This window comes from Exiguobacterium sp. s124 (assembly GCF_018617485.1).
Lineage (GTDB): Bacteria > Bacillota > Bacilli > Exiguobacteriales > Exiguobacteriaceae > Exiguobacterium > Exiguobacterium aestuarii.
The window spans coordinates 1,831,785-1,848,373 of the sequence record NZ_JACSKH010000001.1 but is presented as its reverse complement, the minus strand read 5'-3'; the positions used below and the strand labels follow the sequence as shown (position 1 = coordinate 1,848,373).

The following is a 16,589-nucleotide window of genomic DNA, read 5'->3' as shown; positions in this document are numbered from 1 at the left end:
CGTGAAACGCTTCTGTCTGTTGCTCGTACTCGTCATCTCACTGGCAGGTTGTACGAATCCGGAACCGGACGCCTTTGAATACAGAGGGTCGAAAGTCGGGGACAATGCTGCCGTCGTCGGGATTGCCGGAAGCTTGCCGCTACATGAATGCTATCAATCGGTCGAGCTGCAGACGAAGAAGCGTCCTTATGGGTTGACCGTCCGTTATGAAGATCCAGGAATGGAACGGGCGGAGCAAGAGCGTCTGGCGATTCGGAATGCGGCTGCTTACTTCACGCTCATTCCGAACGCTGAGATCGTCCGCTTCGCCTTTCCGAACCGGACGTACGCCTTCTCTAGACCAGAGATGGAGGCGTGGTTCGGAACGAATTTCTCGAACATTCGTCACGAAAATGAGTTACAACAATTGATGAATCAGAAGCTTGAACAGCTGAATTCGAATAATTCCTATTTTAGGCGGGTATGACAGCGATTGGATGACAAATCCAATCGCTTTTTTTGATATTTTCTGAAAATTATCGGGTAAAGGGTAGATGAAAGCGTTTTCTTAGCATTATAATAGAGTTAACTGAATGAGTATTCATTTCCAAGGAGGAACAGCGATGAACAAACCGTGGTTACAAGATTATCCAGAAGGTATGCCCCAGTCGATTGATTACGAGGTAAAGCCGCTCTATGAGGCATTGTCTCGCGCAGCAAAGGATTATCCGAATCGTACGGCCGTCTCCTTTATCGGGAAAGAGTGGACATTTGCGGAGATCGATGACGCCGCACGTCGACTCGCCACGATGCTTCAAGCGAAAGGTCTCGAAAAAGGAGACCGTGTCAGCCTCATGCTTCCGAACTGTCCTCAATACGTCATTTCGTTCTATGCCGTGCTCTATGCAGGGGGAACGGTCGTCCAGACGAACCCGCTCTATACGGAACGAGAGCTCGAAAATCTCGTGACGGATGCGGGCGTCAAAATCGTCATCACCCTCGACTTGCTCTATCCGAAAACGCTTCGCGTCAGTGAAAAGACGGAGATTCAAACCGTGATTACGACGAGTATCGCTGACTACTTACCGTTCCCGAAAAACAAGCTGTACCCGATCAAAGTGAAACGTGAGAACAATATTGTCATCGATACGACCGGCTCGACGCCGTTTAAAGACTACAAAGACTTTAATCCGGTCACACCGCTCGAAATCGACCCGAAAGAAGACGTCGCGGTTCTTCAATATACAGGGGGGACGACAGGACTTCCGAAAGGTGTCATGTTGACTCACTTCAATTTGACGGCGAATGCGGACCAAATCACGAACTTATTCTATAAATACAATCGCGGGGATGAGAAGCGCGTCTTGTGTGTCGTTCCATTCTTCCACGTCTACGGGATGTCGTGCTGTCTAAACTTCGGGGTGACGAACGGCTATGAACTCGTCCTCGTGCCACGTTTCGAAGTGACGGATGTCCTGAAAACGATTCAAAAGAAAAAGCCACACTTTTTCCCGGGCGCGCCGACGATGTATGTTGGGATTTTGAACAATCCGAAGCTGAAAAAGTATGACTTGTCTTCGATTGAAGCGTGTATCTCAGGTTCGGCACCACTTCCGATTGAAGTACAAGAGGAATTTGAGAAGATCACCGGCGGTCGCATCGTGGAAGGATATGGATTGTCTGAGACGTCCCCGGTCACACATGCGAACTTCTTGTGGGATAAACGAATCGTTGGCTCGATCGGTGCGCCACTCTCGGATACTTCTGCTAAAATAGTAAAAGCAGACGGAGAGACGGAAGCGGACATCGGGGAAATCGGCGAGATCATGCTGAGCGGTCCGCAGGTCATGAAAGGCTATTGGCAGAAACCGGAGGAGACGGCAGCCGTCTTGAAAGATGGTTGGCTCGCGACAGGTGACCTCGGTTACATGGGCGAGGACGGCTTCTTCTATATTGTCGACCGTAAGAAAGACATGATTATCGCAGGTGGGTTCAACGTCTATCCGCGTGAGATCGAAGAAGTGCTCTATGAACATCCGGCCGTCAAGGAAGCGGTATGTATCGGTGTCCCAGACCCGTATCGTGGTGAGACGGTCAAAGCGTTCATCGTTCTTCGGGACGGGTCGAGCGTGACAGAAGAAGAGCTCGACAAGCATTGTCGTGAGAAACTCGCGGCGTATAAAGTGCCGAAGCTGTATGAGTTCCGTGACGAGTTGCCGAAGACGTTCGTCGGTAAGATTTTACGCCGCGTCCTCGTCGACGAAGAGAAGGCGAAACAAGTGAAACAAAGCAGTTGACACCAAGCGTATGCATGATAGAATAATAAATGAATGAACCATCATTCATTTTTCTGCAGCGGTAAGGAGCTTGGGGTTAATGACAAATCATATTTCGAAAAGTGACCGAATCATTGATGCGGCGGTCAAAGTAATTGCCAATCATGGCTATCACGGTGCAAAGGTGACAGCCATCGCCAAAGAGGCGGGTGTCGCGGACGGCACGATCTATTTGTACTTCAAAAACAAGGAGCATCTCTTGATCGAGTTGTTCCAAGCGAAGATGGGGCTGTTCATCGACTACTCGAAACAACAAATCGGGAACGAGACGACAGCCGGGGATCAATTGTATCAGTTGATTGAATCACATTTAAAACAACTGTCGGCCGATTACGACCTTGCCGTCGTGACGCAAATCGAATTGCGACAGTCAAACTTGGTGCTTCGCCAAAAAATCGGAGAAGTACTCAAGCCATACTTGAATTTGATCGATTCCGTCGTCAAACATGGAATCGAGACAGGGGAGTTCGACAAGGATTTAGACTATCGACTCGCCCGTCAGATGATCTTCGGCACAATCGATGAGGTTGTGACGAGCTGGATGGCGAGCGGCTTCAAGTACGACTTGATGTCGACGCTTCCATCTGTACACCATATGTTAAAGAAGGGGCTTACTTAACAGTGAGCCCTATCACTAGCTCAAAAAATGAATGCTGATTCATGAATGATGGGAAGAATTGACTAAAGGGGGATCAACCATGAATATTTTTGTTTTGCTGAAACGTACGTTTGATACTGAGGAAGCGATTCAGCTCGAGAATGGGGAAATTCAAGAAGACGGCGCTGAGTTCATCATCAACCCGTATGACGAATATGCGGTCGAAGAAGCGATTCAAAAACGCGACGCACTCGGGGGAGAGGTCACGGTTGTCACGGTAGGACCAGAAGACGCGGATAAAGAATTGCGTACAGCGCTTGCGATGGGAGCGGACAAAGCCGTTCGTATCTCGATCGAGGACGATGTGGAGGATGCGGACCACGTCACGATTTCAAAAGTGCTCGCAACATATTTGAAAGAACAAGACGCAGACCTTATCTTCGCAGGGAACGTTGCGATCGACGGTGGTAGCGGACAAGTCGCGCCACGTGTCGCAGAACTTCTCGACATGAACTACGTCACGACGATCACAGCTCTTGAAATCGATGGCACGACGGCTACGGTCACACGTGACGTTGAAGGGGACACGGAAGTCATCGAAGTCTCACTCCCGCTTCTCGTGACGGCGCAGCAAGGGTTGAACGAGCCACGTTACCCAAGCTTGCCAGGCATCATGAAAGCGAAGAAGAAACCACTCGAAGAACTCGAACTCATGGACATCGACCTCGATGAAGATGAAATCGAAGCGAAAATCGAGACGATCGAACGATTCTTGCCAGAAGAGAAGAAAGCAGGGCGTATCCTTGAAGGCGACATGTCGACACAAGTGAGCGAGCTCGTACAACTTCTTCGCACGGAAGCGAAAGTCATTTAAGGGGGAGATCATAGATGAAAGCTTTAGTACTCGCAGAAGCGCGTGAAGGCGCGTTACGTAACGTATCATTCGAAGCCATCGCTGCGGCGAAGCAATTGACAGACGATGTGACGGCAGTTGTGATTGGGGATCACGTGCAATCACTCGCGCAAGAACTCGGGGAGTATGGCGCAAGCCGCGTTCTCGTTGTTGAAGACGATCGCCTCAAACACTATACGCCAGACGGATACGGGCAAGTGCTCCGTCAGTTGATCGAGCAAGAAAGTCCAGACATGATCGTTCTCGGGCACACAGCTCTCGGGAAAGACATCGCACCGAAACTCGCGGCACGTCTCGATGCCGGACTCATCAGTGACGTCGTCTCAATCGAAGGGACTGGCCGTGACGCTGAATTCGTTCGTCCGATCTACTCAGGGAAGGCGTTCGAGAAAGTGAAGTTCAAAGACTCTGTCATGTTCTTCACGATCCGTCCGAACAACATCGACGCACTTGCACGTCAAGCTGGTGCGAGCGTATCGGTTGAAACACCAGCGGTCGAATTGAAAGACCTTGCGATGATCGTCAAAGAAGTCGTTCGGAAGGCGACTGGGAAAGTCGACTTGGCGGAGGCGAAAGTCATCGTCGCAGGTGGACGTGGCGTCAAGAGCGAAGACGGTTTCAAACCACTTGAAGAGTTAGCAGAGCTTCTCGGAGGAGCGGTCGGTGCTTCACGTGGAGCATGTGACGCCGACTATTGCGACTATGCGCTTCAAATCGGACAGACCGGTAAAGTCGTCACACCAGACCTCTATATCGCATGCGGGATTTCTGGAGCGATTCAACACTTGGCAGGGATGAGTAACGCGAAGGTCATCGTCGCCATCAACAAAGATCCAGAAGCGAACATCTTCAGCGTGGCGGATTATGGCATCGTCGGCGATTTGTTCGATGTCGTTCCGATGTTGACAGAAGAGTTCCGCAAGCACCTCGTCAATAGCTAATAAGCAAAACGTTTTGGGGTTGTTACCCTCCGTGGTATACTCTGAACATGAATTGCATGAGAGTTCTGTATCAGGGCTCTCTCATCTTATTGGGGAGGTTTTTACAAATGGCTATTAAACACGCAACGACTCAATCGTTTGAACAAGATGTAAAAGAGGGCGTAGTCCTCGTTGATTTCTGGGCAACTTGGTGTGGACCATGTCGCATGATCGCGCCAGTTCTCGAAGAACTCGATCAAGAAATGGGCGACCAAGTCCAAATCGTGAAACTCGACGTTGACGAAAACCCTGAAGTCGCAGGTGCTTTCCAAATCCAAAGCATCCCGACACTCATGATGTTCAAAGATGGCGAGCCTGTTTCTAAAACAATGGGCTTCCAACCAAAAGAAGCATTGAAAGAGTTTATCGCAACAGCACAATAATTGCGTAGCAGCCGACCTGTATCGGCTGCTTTTTTGTTTTGTCGACCGGAAAAGAAGGAAAAGGACAGGCAAGTAGGGAATAGGTTAAGTTATTCCGCACACCCTCAAGTACGTAAAAATCCGATACATATCGTCTGATTTCAAAATTTTTTTTGAAGAATTTCCGTCGGCTTCCTTCATATTTAAAAGATTCGGAATTTTAACGAGGGGGCGCTCGAGCTGGAAGCTTTTATCATGGAAACAGACTGAAAATTTACGCTATACTCATGAGGAAGACATGATGGAGTCAAGTGACCTTACTTTACGGCTCAATCCATTGTACGACTCTGTTCGAAGGAGGAATTTTCTTGTCGCTGTTACATTTAGCTATTTTGTTGCCGCTCCTCGCGGCACCGTTCATCCCGTTCTTGTTTCGGGGGATGAAACAAATTCATACAGGTTGGTTCGTCCTGATCGTACCGGTCGTGCTCGTCACCTACTTCGCCGGATTCATTCCGATCACGAGTGCAGGGGACGTCGTGACAGAGACGATTGCGTGGATGCCGTCCCTCGGGATCAATTTCACGGCATACGTCGACGGACTCAGTCTATTGTTCGCCCTCCTCATCACGGGGATCGGCGCACTCGTTGTCCTATATTCCATTTACTATTTGAATAAGGACAAAGAGTCACTCGGGCATTTCTACGTGTATCTCTTGATGTTCATGAGTGCGATGCTCGGGGTCGTTCTCTCGGACAACATGATTGTCATGTATATGTTCTGGGAGCTCACATCGATTTCATCATTCCTGTTGATTGGTTACTGGTATGAGAAAGAACGCTCACGCTACGGCGCACAGAAGTCGATGCTTCTCACCGTATTCGGTGGATTGTCGATGCTCGGGGGGATTGTCTTACTCGAGTCGATGATTGGTTCGTACAGTATTCGCGATATGATCGCAAACTCTGACGTTATCGCTGAGAGTCCATTCTTCCTCGTCGCGATGATTCTCATCTTGCTCGGGGCGTTCACGAAGTCGGCGCAGTTCCCGTTCCACATCTGGTTGCCTGACGCGATGGAGGCACCGACTCCGGTCAGTGCGTACCTCCACTCGGCAACGATGGTCAAGGCGGGTCTCTACCTCGTGGCCCGTATGAGCCCGGTATTCCAAGAGTCATCGGTATGGCTATGGACGATTGCCGGAGTCGGGATGTTCACGATGTTCTGGGGCTCGTTCAATGCCGTGAAGCAGACCGACCTGAAGGGAATCCTGGCGTTCTCGACAGTCAGTCAGCTCGGGTTGATTATGTCACTCCTCGGTCTCGGTGCGGCTGCGCTCCACTATGACGGAATGGATGACAACATCTTTATGGTCGCGACGATTGCAGCGATTTTCCATTTGATTAACCACGCAACGTTCAAAGGCTCGCTCTTCATGATGGCCGGGATTGTCGACCATGAGACGGGCACACGTGACATTCGTAAGCTTGGCGGTCTGATGACTGTCATGCCAATCACGTTCACGATTGCCGTCATCGGTTCGCTCTCGATGGCAGGTCTACCGCCATTTAACGGTTTCTTGAGTAAAGAGATGTTCTTGAAGGCGACGACGAAAGTGTTCTCGGCCGATTTCTTCGCGCTCGATACGATTGGGATCTTACTCCCGGTCATTGCGTTCGTTGGAAGTGTGTTCACGTTCATCTACAGCATCATGCTGTTCACACGGACATTCATGGGCAAGGCGAAGTTCGATCAATTGCCGAAGAAACCGCATGAGGCGCCAATCGGCATGTTGATTTCACCAGCCATCCTCGCGCTTCTCGTTGTCGGTCTCGGGTTCTTCCCGAACGTATTGTCGAACTCGCTCATCAAACCGGCGGTCGAGTCGATCTACCCGACACTCGTCGCACAAGGGCAAGAGGTAGATGTCCACATTTACTTCTGGCACGGTTTGACGCCAGAGCTCTTCATGACAATCGGGGTCGTTCTCCTCGGTTCGCTGTTGTTCTGGCAAATGGGCAAATGGATGGGGATCTACAATCGGATCCCGCATCGTTTGACACTCAACGGGATGTACGATGGTACGCTCGTCTGGTCAAATAAAGCAGCATATCGCTTCAAAGACAATTACATGACTGGATTCATCCGGTCGTATTTAATCTATATTTTCGTCTTCCTCTCAGGCATGATGCTCTTTAGCATCTGGTGGTTCGACATGTACCAATTCTCGTTCGAGAACTTGGCAGAGATCGCACCATATGAATATGTGCTTGGTGCCGTCGTCATGCTCGGTGCGCTCGCGATTCTCTTTATGAAATCGCGTCTCCCGTCCATCATCCTACTCGGGGTCGTCGGATATGGCGTGGCATTGTTCTTCGTCTTCTTCGGTGCACCTGACTTGGCATTGACCCAACTCGTCATCGAGACGGTATCGGTCGCCTTGTTCTTGCTCGTGTTCTACCACATGCCGGACATCAGCAAGAAGGAAGTACGCATGCGTTTCAAAGTCGGGAATGCCATCGTGGCCGTTCTCGTCGGGACGACCGTGACGCTACTCAGCTTCATGGCGCTCACGAACAAATCGCTCACCTCGATCTCGGAGTATTACAAAGAGAACGTGTATGAGCTTGCAGCAGGGAAAAACATGGTTAACGTCGTCCTCGTCGATTTCCGTGGATTTGATACTTTGTTTGAAATCGTCGTTCTTGGAATTGCGGCTTTCGGGATCTACACGATGATTAAATTTAGAACAACACGACGTACGAAAGGAGAAGGTGAACATGAAGCAAAACAGCAAACGCGTCAATGACGTCATTTTGCAGACGGCCGCGATTATCATTTTCTTCATCATCGTCATCTTCTCGATCGATTTGTTCTTTGCCGGTCACTATTCACCAGGTGGAGGATTCATCGGTGGATTGATGACATCCGCGGCGCTCGTCTTGTTGCTACTCGCATTTGATTCGAAGACGCTCGCGAACGTTCTCCCGATCGACTACCGTCTCATGACGGCGACGGGATTATTGATCGCACTTTTAACAGGTCTTCACTCGGTATTCTTGGGCCGTCCGTTTTTGACGCATGCTTACGGGAAGTTTGATTTACCACTTCTCGGCGAACAGACGCTTCACACGGCGATTGCGTTCGACTTAGGGGTTTATCTCGTAGTCATCGGAATCACCTTGACGATTATACAAACGATTGGAGAGAGTGAATAATGGAAATCTTCGTTAGCATCATCATCGGTGTCCTGACGATGTGTGCCGTCTATCTTGTTCTCTCAAGAAGTTTGTTACGCATCATCATTGGCACAGCCTTGTTCAGTCACGCGGCACACCTTCTTGTCTTGACGACAGCAGGTTTGAAGACAGGGGCAGCCCCTGTCCTCGTCGACGGTGTGACTGAATTCACAGACCCGTTACCGCAAGCGCTCGTCTTGACGGCAATCGTCATCAGTTTCGGGGTGACGGCGTTCTTCCTCGTACTTGCCTACCGCACGTATCAGGAGCTCAGCACGGACAATATGGAAGAAATGAAAGGAACAGAATCGTATGATTAACTTACCGGTCTTTCCAATCGTCATTCCTGCGCTTGCGGCCATCATCATGATGTTCATGCCAAAACGGGTCCAGCTGCAGCGTGGGATGGCTCTTGGAGCTTTAGCCATGACGGCGATCGTGTCACTCTTTCTCGTGCACACGGTCTCCACGGAGGGGATTCAAACCCTCAACCTCGGGAACTGGCAAGCACCGTTCGGGATCACACTCGTATCGGATATGTTGTCAGCCCTACTTGTGACGACGTCGACTCTCCTCACGTTCTTCATCGTGTGGTTCGCCGTTCACTACTTCTCAGATTCATATGAAGGCAACTACTTGTACATCTCGATGCTCTTCATGCTCGTCGGGGTGAACGGTGCCTTCACGACAGGTGATATTTTCAACTTGTTCGTTTTCTTCGAGGTCTTCTTGATGTCCTCATACGTATTGATTGTACTCGGTGGACGTGGCGTCCAGTTGCGAGAGTCCATCAAGTACTTGCTCGTGAACATCATCGCCTCGGCACTCTTCGTCATGTCGGTCGCCTTGCTTTATGGCGTCACAGGTACCCTCAACTTAGCGGACTTGGCAATGAAAATCCCACTCGTCGACAACCCGGATGTCATCACCGTCATCGGTGTGATGTTCGTCATCGTCTTCGGGATGAAAGGGGCGCTCGTCCCACTTCATTACTGGCTCCCTGGAGCGTATGTGGTCGCACCGACTCCGATTCTCGCGATGTTCGGGGCACTCTTGACGAAAGTAGGGGTCTACTCGATTTTACGAACGTACACGTTGCTCTTTGACGGAAACGGTGAGTTTTTACAGACGTTCCTCATGGTGCTCGCTGTCCTCACCATCTTCATCGGGATGACAGGTGCCATCGCCTATAACGATGTGAAGCTGATCATCATCTACAACATCATGATTGCGGTCGGGGTCATTTTGTACGGGATCTCCGTCAACACGCAGACGTCCCTTGAAGGGTCGCTCTACTACTTGATTCACGATATGATCATCAAGGCGGTCCTCTTCATGCTCGTCGGGATGATGATTGGGATCACCAAATCAGGTCAACTACGCGATATGGGTGGACTCATCACCCGCTTCCCGTTGTTCGGATGGACATTCTTCGTCGCAGCGCTCTCGCTCGCAGGGATTCCACCACTCAGTGGATTCTTCGGGAAGTTATTGATCGTCTCAGGTGGGATGGACGAAGGAGAGCTGTTCGGACCACTCCTCGTTCTCTTGTCGAGTCTGTTCGTCCTCTATTCGGTCATGAAGATCTTCTTGAACGGATTCTGGGGAGAAGCGAAGCGCGAGTATGACGGACCGCTCGTACCATATACGAAACGTCTGATTGTGCCGGTCTTCTTGTTGCTCATCATTGCGGTCGCATACGGATTCGGGGCAGAAGCCATCCATCCGTATATCACACAAGCGATCGAGCCGCTCGTCAATCCAGAAATCTATATCGATGCCGTGATAAAGGAGTGAAATACAGATGGCTTATCAACTATTGATTAACTTTTTCTTGGCGTTCATCTGGATGTTCCTCACGGGATCGTTCACATCGAGCGGATTCTTCGTCGGGTATTTACTCGGATTGCTCATCTTGTTCATGATGCGCCGATTCTTTAAATCTAGTGGCGGCAGTTTTTACTTCACACGCGTCTGGCGTCTGTTCAAACTGCTCCTCATCTTCATCCGGGAACTGTTCCTCGCGAACTTCGAGGTGTTACGTCTCGTCCTCAGTCCAAAGTTGAAGATTCAACCGGGAATCTTCCGGTACGACACGTCCCTCGACAAAGGATGGCAAGTCAGCTTGCTCTCGATGCTGATCACGCTCACACCGGGAACGCTCGTCGTTCAGGTGTCGAAAGACAATTCCGTGCTCTATATCCACGCACTCAACATGCCGGATAAGGAAGCATTACGAAAAGATATTTATGATAACTTTGAATCAAGCATTAAGGAGGCGACAGAGTGATGGATTTACTAGACATTCTCATCTACATCTCGCTCGCCATTCTCTTGCTTGCGATGTTGATGATGTTGTATCGCGTCGTCAAAGGACCGACGACGGCTGACCGAGTCATCGCGCTCGACTCAATCGGGATCGCGCTCATCTCGGTCGTCGCGTTGCTGTCGATCCTGCTCGATACGACGTTGTATTTTGAAGTCATCTTGCTACTCAGTATTTTGGCGTTCATCGGAACGGTAGCGTTCTCGAAATTCTTAGAGAGGGGAGAGATTATTCAACATGACCGCGACAATGATCTTTGATCTCATTACCGGCATCTTCACGATCATCGGCGTCTTCTTCACCGTCGTCGCCGCGATCGGTCTCATCCGTCTCCCAGATATTTATTCGAGAACACACGCAGCCTCGAAGAGCGCGACACTCGGTGTCATGTTCGTCCTCTTTGCGGCCGTGCTTCACGTCTATGTCGATGAACGTGTATTTGACGCAAGACTCTTGCTCGGTCTCTTCTTCGTCCTCTTGACGGCTCCAGTTGGCGGTCACCTCATTTCACGTGCGGCGCACGCGAAAGGGGTCCCGCTTTGGGAGAAGTCGTTACAAGACGCATTGAAAGAAGACAAGGATAAAGGGATCGAATGAAAGAAAGACGGGATTCGCCTCGGTGCGAATCCCGTCTTTTGTTTAGATCAGGTAAGTCAGGTCAGAAGCAGCGGTCGGATAGGCGACTTCTAAGTGCTTCACGTGTTGATGCGACAGTTTGTTCTGTATAATGAAAGAGAACAGATTGATGAGTTCTGGGGCATGGTGTCCAATCAAATGTGCCCCGATGACGTGACCTTCCTCACTCAACAATACTTTCGAATAGGCGGTCGCGTCATTGATCCGTGAATAGGTGAGGAAGTGTGACATGTCCGTCTCTTTCACGTCGAAGTCGATTCCTTCTGCCTCAGCCTCTTCCACGGTGAGACCGACTTTGGCAATCGGTGGGGTCGCATAGACGATTGTCGGCGCCGGGCGTTCGGGGAGTACCCGAGTGTTTCCGTGAAGCATGTTCAACGCAGCGAGGCGTCCTTCCTGACCGGCGAACGGGGTGAGGGCAGGATTTGGACTGTACGCGACATCTCCGGCGGCATAAACAGCGGGGTTACTCGTCTGTAGGTATTCGTTCACATGGATGCCTTGACGGTCTGACTTGACCCCGGCTGCATCGAGGTGGAGTCGTTCGACGCTTGGAATTCGTCCGGTAGCGTTAAGGACAACTCCTTCAAGGGTAGAGTCATCTGATAACGTTAAGACGTTCCCATCGATTCGTGTCGGCTCGACGTCGTATCGGACGCTGATGCCGATGCGCTTCGATTCCTCGACGAGTCGATGGACGACGTTCGGGTCGAATGCTTTTAGTGCCTGTGAACGGATGAGGAGTGTCACGTCACTTCCGAAACGTCGAAAGATATGGGCGAATTCAAAGGCGATATAGCCGGCACCGACGATGTGAATCGATTCCGGTAACGCGTCGAGGTCGAAAACGTCATCGCTCGTGATGGCCTGATCGCCACCTGGGATATCAAGAGGGCGTGGCGTTTGACCGGTCGCAATCAAAAATTGAGGGGCCGATAGCTCGTGACCTTCGATGACAATGGAATCCTCATCGATAAAGTGAGGTTCTCCCTGATATAAATCAATGTTCATCTCGTTCCAATGTTGTGTTTTTGACGTGGGAATCGAGAAGCGATATTCATCAATCCGCTTTTTAAAGGCCTGCCAATCGAGTGACAGGCTTCCTTCGACGCCGAGCTCGCGCATGCGCTCGGTCCGGGCAAGTAGCTCGGCACCTTCGGCGAGCATTTTTTTCGGGTCACATCCGCGTTGGGGGCACGTTCCTCCGAACGTCCAATTTTCAATGATGGCGATTTCTTTACCGGCGTCACGTAAAATCGTGGCGGCTTGGCTAGCGGCAGACCCGCTACCGACAATGATGACATCGTATCGTTTCATAATATAAAATCCTCCTCTGACGAGATATCACACTCTTTTTCCCGTCTAGGAGGAAGCTAAACTGAGGTGAATGGAATTGAGTCATACCGACCACATTAAACATAAATTAGCGCTGCTCCCGGACGAGCCGGGCTGCTATTTGCATAAAAACGAATATGGAGAGGTCATCTATGTAGGGAAGGCGAAAAATCTGAAGAATCGGGTCCGCTCTTATTTTACGGGAGCACACGACATCAAGACGATGCGCCTCGTCGCGGAGATTCGTGACTTCGAGTATATCGTGACAGCGAGTGAACTCGAGGCGTTGCTCCTGGAGATGACACTCATCAAAAAGCACGACCCGAAATACAACATTCGCCTGAAAGATGACAAGACGTATCCGTACATCAAAATCACGAACGAACCGTATCCGCGACTTTTGACGACACGTAAGCTGAAGAAAGACGGCGGACATTATTTCGGACCGTATCCTAACGCTTACGCGGCGAACGAGACGAAACGTCTGCTCGATAAGCTATACCCGCTCCGGAAATGTCAGCCGATGCCGAAGAAACTTTGTCTTTATTATCACATCGGGCAATGTCTAGGACCTTGTGAACTGGCGGTCGATACGGATTCGCAAAAAGAGATCGTCAATGAGATTCGTCGCTTCTTGAATGGGGAGACAGCTGAGACGCTCGCGAAATTGAACGTCGAGATGGGGCGTGCCGCTGAAGACATGCAATTCGAGCGGGCGGCGGAACTACGCGACCAGATTCGAGCGGTCGAATCGATCATGAACAAACAAAATATGATTACGGCCGACCCAACGGCACGTGACGTTTTCGGTTATACACTCGACCGAGGTTGGATGTGCGTTCAAGTCTTTTATATGCGAGGCGGCAAAATGATCGAGCGAGACGTCTCCCTCTTCCCGATGCACGGTGAGCCTTCGGAAGAGCTCGAAAGTTTCATCGTCCAGTTCTACGAACAAAACGTCGTGCCGAAAGAAATCCTCGTACCGGAGACGGTCCGGCTCGACTTGTTGAATGACGCCATCGGTACGAGAGTGATGCAACCGAAACGTGGGGCAAAGAAACAGCTACTCGATTTGGCGACGAAGAATGCGACAATCGCCTTGAACGAGAAGTTCGAATTGCTCGCCCGGGACGAAGAGCGGACGTTACTCGCGATGCGTGAACTCGGGGAAGCCATCGGGATCCCGCATTTATCACGCGTTGACATCATCGATAACGCGAACATCCAAGGAGCGGACGCCGTATCGGCGCTCGTCGTCTTTGAAGACGGGAAGCCGCTTAAAAAAGAATATCGAAAATATAAGATTCGGACCGTCCAAGGACCCGATGATTATGAGACGATGCGCGAAGTCGTGCGGCGACGGTTCCGCCGCCTGTTGACGGAAGACAAGCGGTTACCGGATCTCCTATTGATTGATGGGGGAATCGGGCAGTTGAATGCGGCGCTCGACGTCATCCAAAACGAGTTCGGGCTCGACTTGCCGGTCGGCTCACTCAAAAAGGATGACCGACATCGGACGAGTCAACTGTTGTTCGGAGAACATGGTGCGGTCGTTGAACTCCATCCACGATCGAGTGCCTTTTATCTTTTACAGCGGATGCAAGACGAGGTCCACCGTTTCGCCATCACTTTCCACCGCAGCTTGCGCACGAAGAAGATGACGAAATCGATTTTAGATGAGATTCCGGGAGTCGGTCCGAAGCGTCGTCAACAGCTCATCCGTCATTTCGGGTCGATGAAACAGATTCGTCTGGCCTCGCTTGAACAATTGAAAGAAGCGGGACTACCAGAAAAACTGGCGGAGACTGTCCTTCAATATGTGCATGAGGATACGGATGAATGAGACATCTTCCGACAGACGTGGAGAATACAATTGCTTCATTTGTGAAAGCGATTGATGAATTTCTACCAACCGTTCAGCATCTATACATTCATGGTTCATTAGCGATGGGTGGCTTTCATCCAAAACGAAGTGATGTAGATTTGTTGCTCGTCGTATCGAACGCATTGACTCGGGAGGAGCGGCAAAAATGTATCGACTGTTGTCTCTTATACTCCAACGAACCATATCCGCTCGAACTGAGTATACTGACAACGGCGCAGCTAGAAGACTGGTGTCATCCGAGTCCTTTTGAGTTTCATTATAGTGAAGGGTGGCGCTCGCGTTTCGAAGAGGCAAGTAGGAAAGAGCGTACCGAGTTGCAACAAGGATTTACCGATCCTGATTTGGCGGCTCACGTACTAGTGATTTTAGAGCGAGGTATAACTTGGCGAGGGCAACCGCTTCATGAATTGCTCTGCGGATTTGATTCAGCTCATTTTTCTGATTCGATTCGAATAGATGCACTCGATTGCCTCAACACGATTGAAAAAAATCCAATCTATAGCGCATTGAACTTGATACGCGGTCTGGCTTATGAACGAGAACATGTCCTTCTTTCAAAACAGGAAACACTCGGTTGGTTGTTAAAGAACGGACATTTTCCGGGAAATGTTGTAGCGGTCGTTCGTAAGGCAGCTCAGGGTTATAAAGGGGAAGACGTGACGTTTGATCAAAACGAACTCAATGACGTACGTCGGTTTATGAACGAGCAACTTCAGCAGAAACAAAAATAAGAGTCGATGCGAAACGCATCGACTCTTATTCGTAATCGTCTTTCCGGTCTAGTTGGACGGTGATTTGGACAGTTCTTCGGGCGGGATCGGCATACCCTTCCGCGACGCACTGGAAACGACCTGCAATCTGTTCGGCTAAAAATCCAGCTTCAAGCTGATAGTAACCTGTCGTTTTGGCTTGGGTCGCAGGTGGTGGGGTGAGTTCGTATGTAAATTTACTCCCACGTTCCTTTTTGAGCGTCAACGCTCCCCAACCTGCCTCATCGAAGAATGCAGTCAGTTCATCGTCAGACATCGTCGGGAATTTTCGGGCGACCCGCTTTCCTGACCAATAGATGACTTGGGCGTAATCTTCACCAAGCAAGTCCGTCAACACATAGTCGCGAAGAAGTTCAATCGCGAAAATTGGTTGGCTCATCGTTTCCATTCTATCCCATCACTCCAATCTCTCTATATCATTATAACGACCAATCGGAATTTGGTCATCCTGTATTTTTGAAAAGAATGTGGCACAAATCGGTTAGGTTGTCTTGTCATACAATTTTCACAAGAGTAGAATAGGAGACAGAAAGCTATATCTGCATTTGAAAACGCTTTTATTGACAATACGAGCCAATGCTCGTGAAAAGGGGGAACTAGAATGGCAGCGCATCGTGACTACTTCAGTCGTAAAGTCCATTCGCTACTTGGGGTCATTCCAATCGGTTTGTTTTTGATCGTTCACTTGTCGGTCAACTACTACATCGTCGATGGGGTGGAGTCATTCAACAAAGCAGCAAAATTCATGGAGAACTTACCGTACTTGTACTTCCTTGAAGTGACGATTATCGCATTGCCGATGATCTTCCACGGAGTGTACGGCGTGTACTATGCGTTTCTTGGGTCGATCAACTCGAACCGTTATTCATACGCACGCAACTGGTTGTATCTCTTCCAACGCTTCACAGGAGTCTTCCTCGTGATCTTCATCGCGTGGCACGTTTGGGAAACGCGTCTAGCGAAATTACGCGGGGTCGAAGTCAATGCGGAGATGATGCAAAACATCGTCGACAATCCGCTCATGTTGATCTTCTACATAGTCGGAATCCTTTCGGCTACGTTCCACTTCGCGAACGGTCTTTGGTCGTTCTCGATCACGTGGGGAATCACACAGTCACCTCGTTCGCAACGTCTCATGAGCTACGTATCAGGTGTCGTGTTCTTGGCACTATCTTTTGTCGGCATCCGTTCGATTTTGACGTTTGCAGGCATCTTGTAATTAGGGGGAA

At 50.0% G+C, this 16,589-nt stretch carries 18 protein-coding genes; 16 read left to right on the top strand and 2 right to left on the bottom strand.

Annotation, left to right across the window (positions count from 1 at the left end; translation table 11 throughout):
- The first annotated feature begins 1 nt into the window (after position 1).
- From KNO85_RS09625 to mnhG, 13 genes are all read left to right on the top strand, one after another.
- Positions 2-466, top strand: coding sequence for a DUF4825 domain-containing protein (locus KNO85_RS09625; RefSeq protein WP_214789449.1), 465 nt, complete (start codon positions 2-4; stop codon positions 464-466).
- Between the two features lie 136 nt (positions 467-602).
- Positions 603-2,276 (top strand): AMP-binding protein, encoded by a 1,674-nt coding sequence (locus KNO85_RS09620; protein WP_214789446.1) that lies wholly within the window; start codon positions 603-605, stop codon positions 2,274-2,276.
- 79 nt (positions 2,277-2,355) lie between these two features.
- Positions 2,356-2,934 (top strand): fatty acid metabolism transcriptional regulator FadR, encoded by a 579-nt coding sequence (locus KNO85_RS09615; protein WP_214789444.1) that lies wholly within the window; start codon positions 2,356-2,358, stop codon positions 2,932-2,934.
- 79 nt (positions 2,935-3,013) lie between these two features.
- Positions 3,014-3,787: an electron transfer flavoprotein subunit beta/FixA family protein gene (locus KNO85_RS09610; protein ID WP_214789442.1), complete on the top strand. Its 774-nt coding sequence runs from the start codon at positions 3,014-3,016 to the stop codon at positions 3,785-3,787.
- 14 nt (positions 3,788-3,801) lie between these two features.
- On the top strand, positions 3,802-4,767 hold the full coding sequence (locus tag KNO85_RS09605; protein ID WP_214695236.1) for an electron transfer flavoprotein subunit alpha/FixB family protein: 966 nt from the start codon (positions 3,802-3,804) through the stop codon (positions 4,765-4,767).
- 107 nt (positions 4,768-4,874) lie between these two features.
- Positions 4,875-5,189: a thioredoxin gene (gene trxA, locus KNO85_RS09600; RefSeq protein ID WP_015881090.1), complete on the top strand. Its 315-nt coding sequence runs from the start codon at positions 4,875-4,877 to the stop codon at positions 5,187-5,189.
- Positions 5,190-5,536: 347 nt separating this feature from the next.
- On the top strand, positions 5,537-7,978 hold the full coding sequence (locus tag KNO85_RS09595) for a Na+/H+ antiporter subunit A (protein ID WP_214789440.1): 2,442 nt from the start codon (positions 5,537-5,539) through the stop codon (positions 7,976-7,978).
- Positions 7,950-8,387 (top strand): Na(+)/H(+) antiporter subunit B, encoded by a 438-nt coding sequence (locus KNO85_RS09590; protein WP_214789438.1) that lies wholly within the window; start codon positions 7,950-7,952, stop codon positions 8,385-8,387. Before KNO85_RS09595 ends, KNO85_RS09590 begins: the two co-directional genes overlap by 29 nt.
- Positions 8,387-8,728 (top strand): Na(+)/H(+) antiporter subunit C, encoded by a 342-nt coding sequence (locus KNO85_RS09585; RefSeq protein ID WP_015881093.1) that lies wholly within the window; start codon positions 8,387-8,389, stop codon positions 8,726-8,728. Before KNO85_RS09590 ends, KNO85_RS09585 begins: the two co-directional genes overlap by 1 nt.
- The gene (locus tag KNO85_RS09580) at positions 8,721-10,205 is read left to right on the top strand and encodes a Na+/H+ antiporter subunit D (RefSeq protein WP_214789436.1); all 1,485 of its coding nucleotides are present in this window, start codon (positions 8,721-8,723) and stop codon (positions 10,203-10,205) included. Before KNO85_RS09585 ends, KNO85_RS09580 begins: the two co-directional genes overlap by 8 nt.
- A 7-nt stretch (positions 10,206-10,212) precedes the next feature.
- Positions 10,213-10,698: a Na+/H+ antiporter subunit E gene (locus KNO85_RS09575; RefSeq protein WP_214789435.1), complete on the top strand. Its 486-nt coding sequence runs from the start codon at positions 10,213-10,215 to the stop codon at positions 10,696-10,698.
- Positions 10,698-10,994, top strand: coding sequence for a Na(+)/H(+) antiporter subunit F1 (locus KNO85_RS09570; RefSeq protein WP_026826530.1), 297 nt, complete (start codon positions 10,698-10,700; stop codon positions 10,992-10,994). Before KNO85_RS09575 ends, KNO85_RS09570 begins: the two co-directional genes overlap by 1 nt.
- Positions 10,972-11,331 carry a monovalent cation/H(+) antiporter subunit G gene (gene mnhG, locus KNO85_RS09565; RefSeq protein ID WP_015881097.1) on the top strand — a complete coding sequence of 120 codons (360 nt, stop codon included), beginning with the start codon at positions 10,972-10,974 and terminating at the stop codon, positions 11,329-11,331. The genes KNO85_RS09570 and mnhG overlap by 23 nt, the downstream gene beginning before the upstream one ends.
- A gap of 42 nt (positions 11,332-11,373) precedes the next feature.
- On the opposite strand, the gene KNO85_RS09560 is transcribed toward mnhG, so the two are convergent.
- Positions 11,374-12,687: a dihydrolipoyl dehydrogenase family protein gene (locus KNO85_RS09560; protein WP_214789433.1), complete on the bottom strand. Its 1,314-nt coding sequence runs from the start codon at positions 12,685-12,687 to the stop codon at positions 11,374-11,376.
- Between the two features lie 70 nt (positions 12,688-12,757).
- On the opposite strand from KNO85_RS09560, the gene uvrC reads away from it, so the two are divergent.
- Complete coding sequence (uvrC, locus tag KNO85_RS09555; protein WP_214789430.1) at positions 12,758-14,548, top strand: excinuclease ABC subunit UvrC; 1,791 nt, start codon at positions 12,758-12,760, stop codon at positions 14,546-14,548.
- Positions 14,545-15,321, top strand: a complete 777-nt coding sequence (locus tag KNO85_RS09550; RefSeq protein ID WP_214789427.1) for a nucleotidyltransferase domain-containing protein — start codon at positions 14,545-14,547, stop codon at positions 15,319-15,321. The genes uvrC and KNO85_RS09550 overlap by 4 nt, the downstream gene beginning before the upstream one ends.
- Positions 15,322-15,346: 25 nt before the next feature.
- Here KNO85_RS09550 and KNO85_RS09545 read toward each other — a convergent pair whose 3' ends face one another.
- Positions 15,347-15,739: a YslB family protein gene (locus KNO85_RS09545; protein ID WP_251126499.1), complete on the bottom strand. Its 393-nt coding sequence runs from the start codon at positions 15,737-15,739 to the stop codon at positions 15,347-15,349.
- Positions 15,740-15,961: 222 nt separating this feature from the next.
- On the opposite strand from KNO85_RS09545, the gene KNO85_RS09540 reads away from it, so the two are divergent.
- Complete coding sequence (locus KNO85_RS09540) at positions 15,962-16,579, top strand: succinate dehydrogenase cytochrome b558 subunit (RefSeq protein WP_015881102.1); 618 nt, start codon at positions 15,962-15,964, stop codon at positions 16,577-16,579.
- The last annotated feature ends 10 nt before the right edge of the window (positions 16,580-16,589 follow it).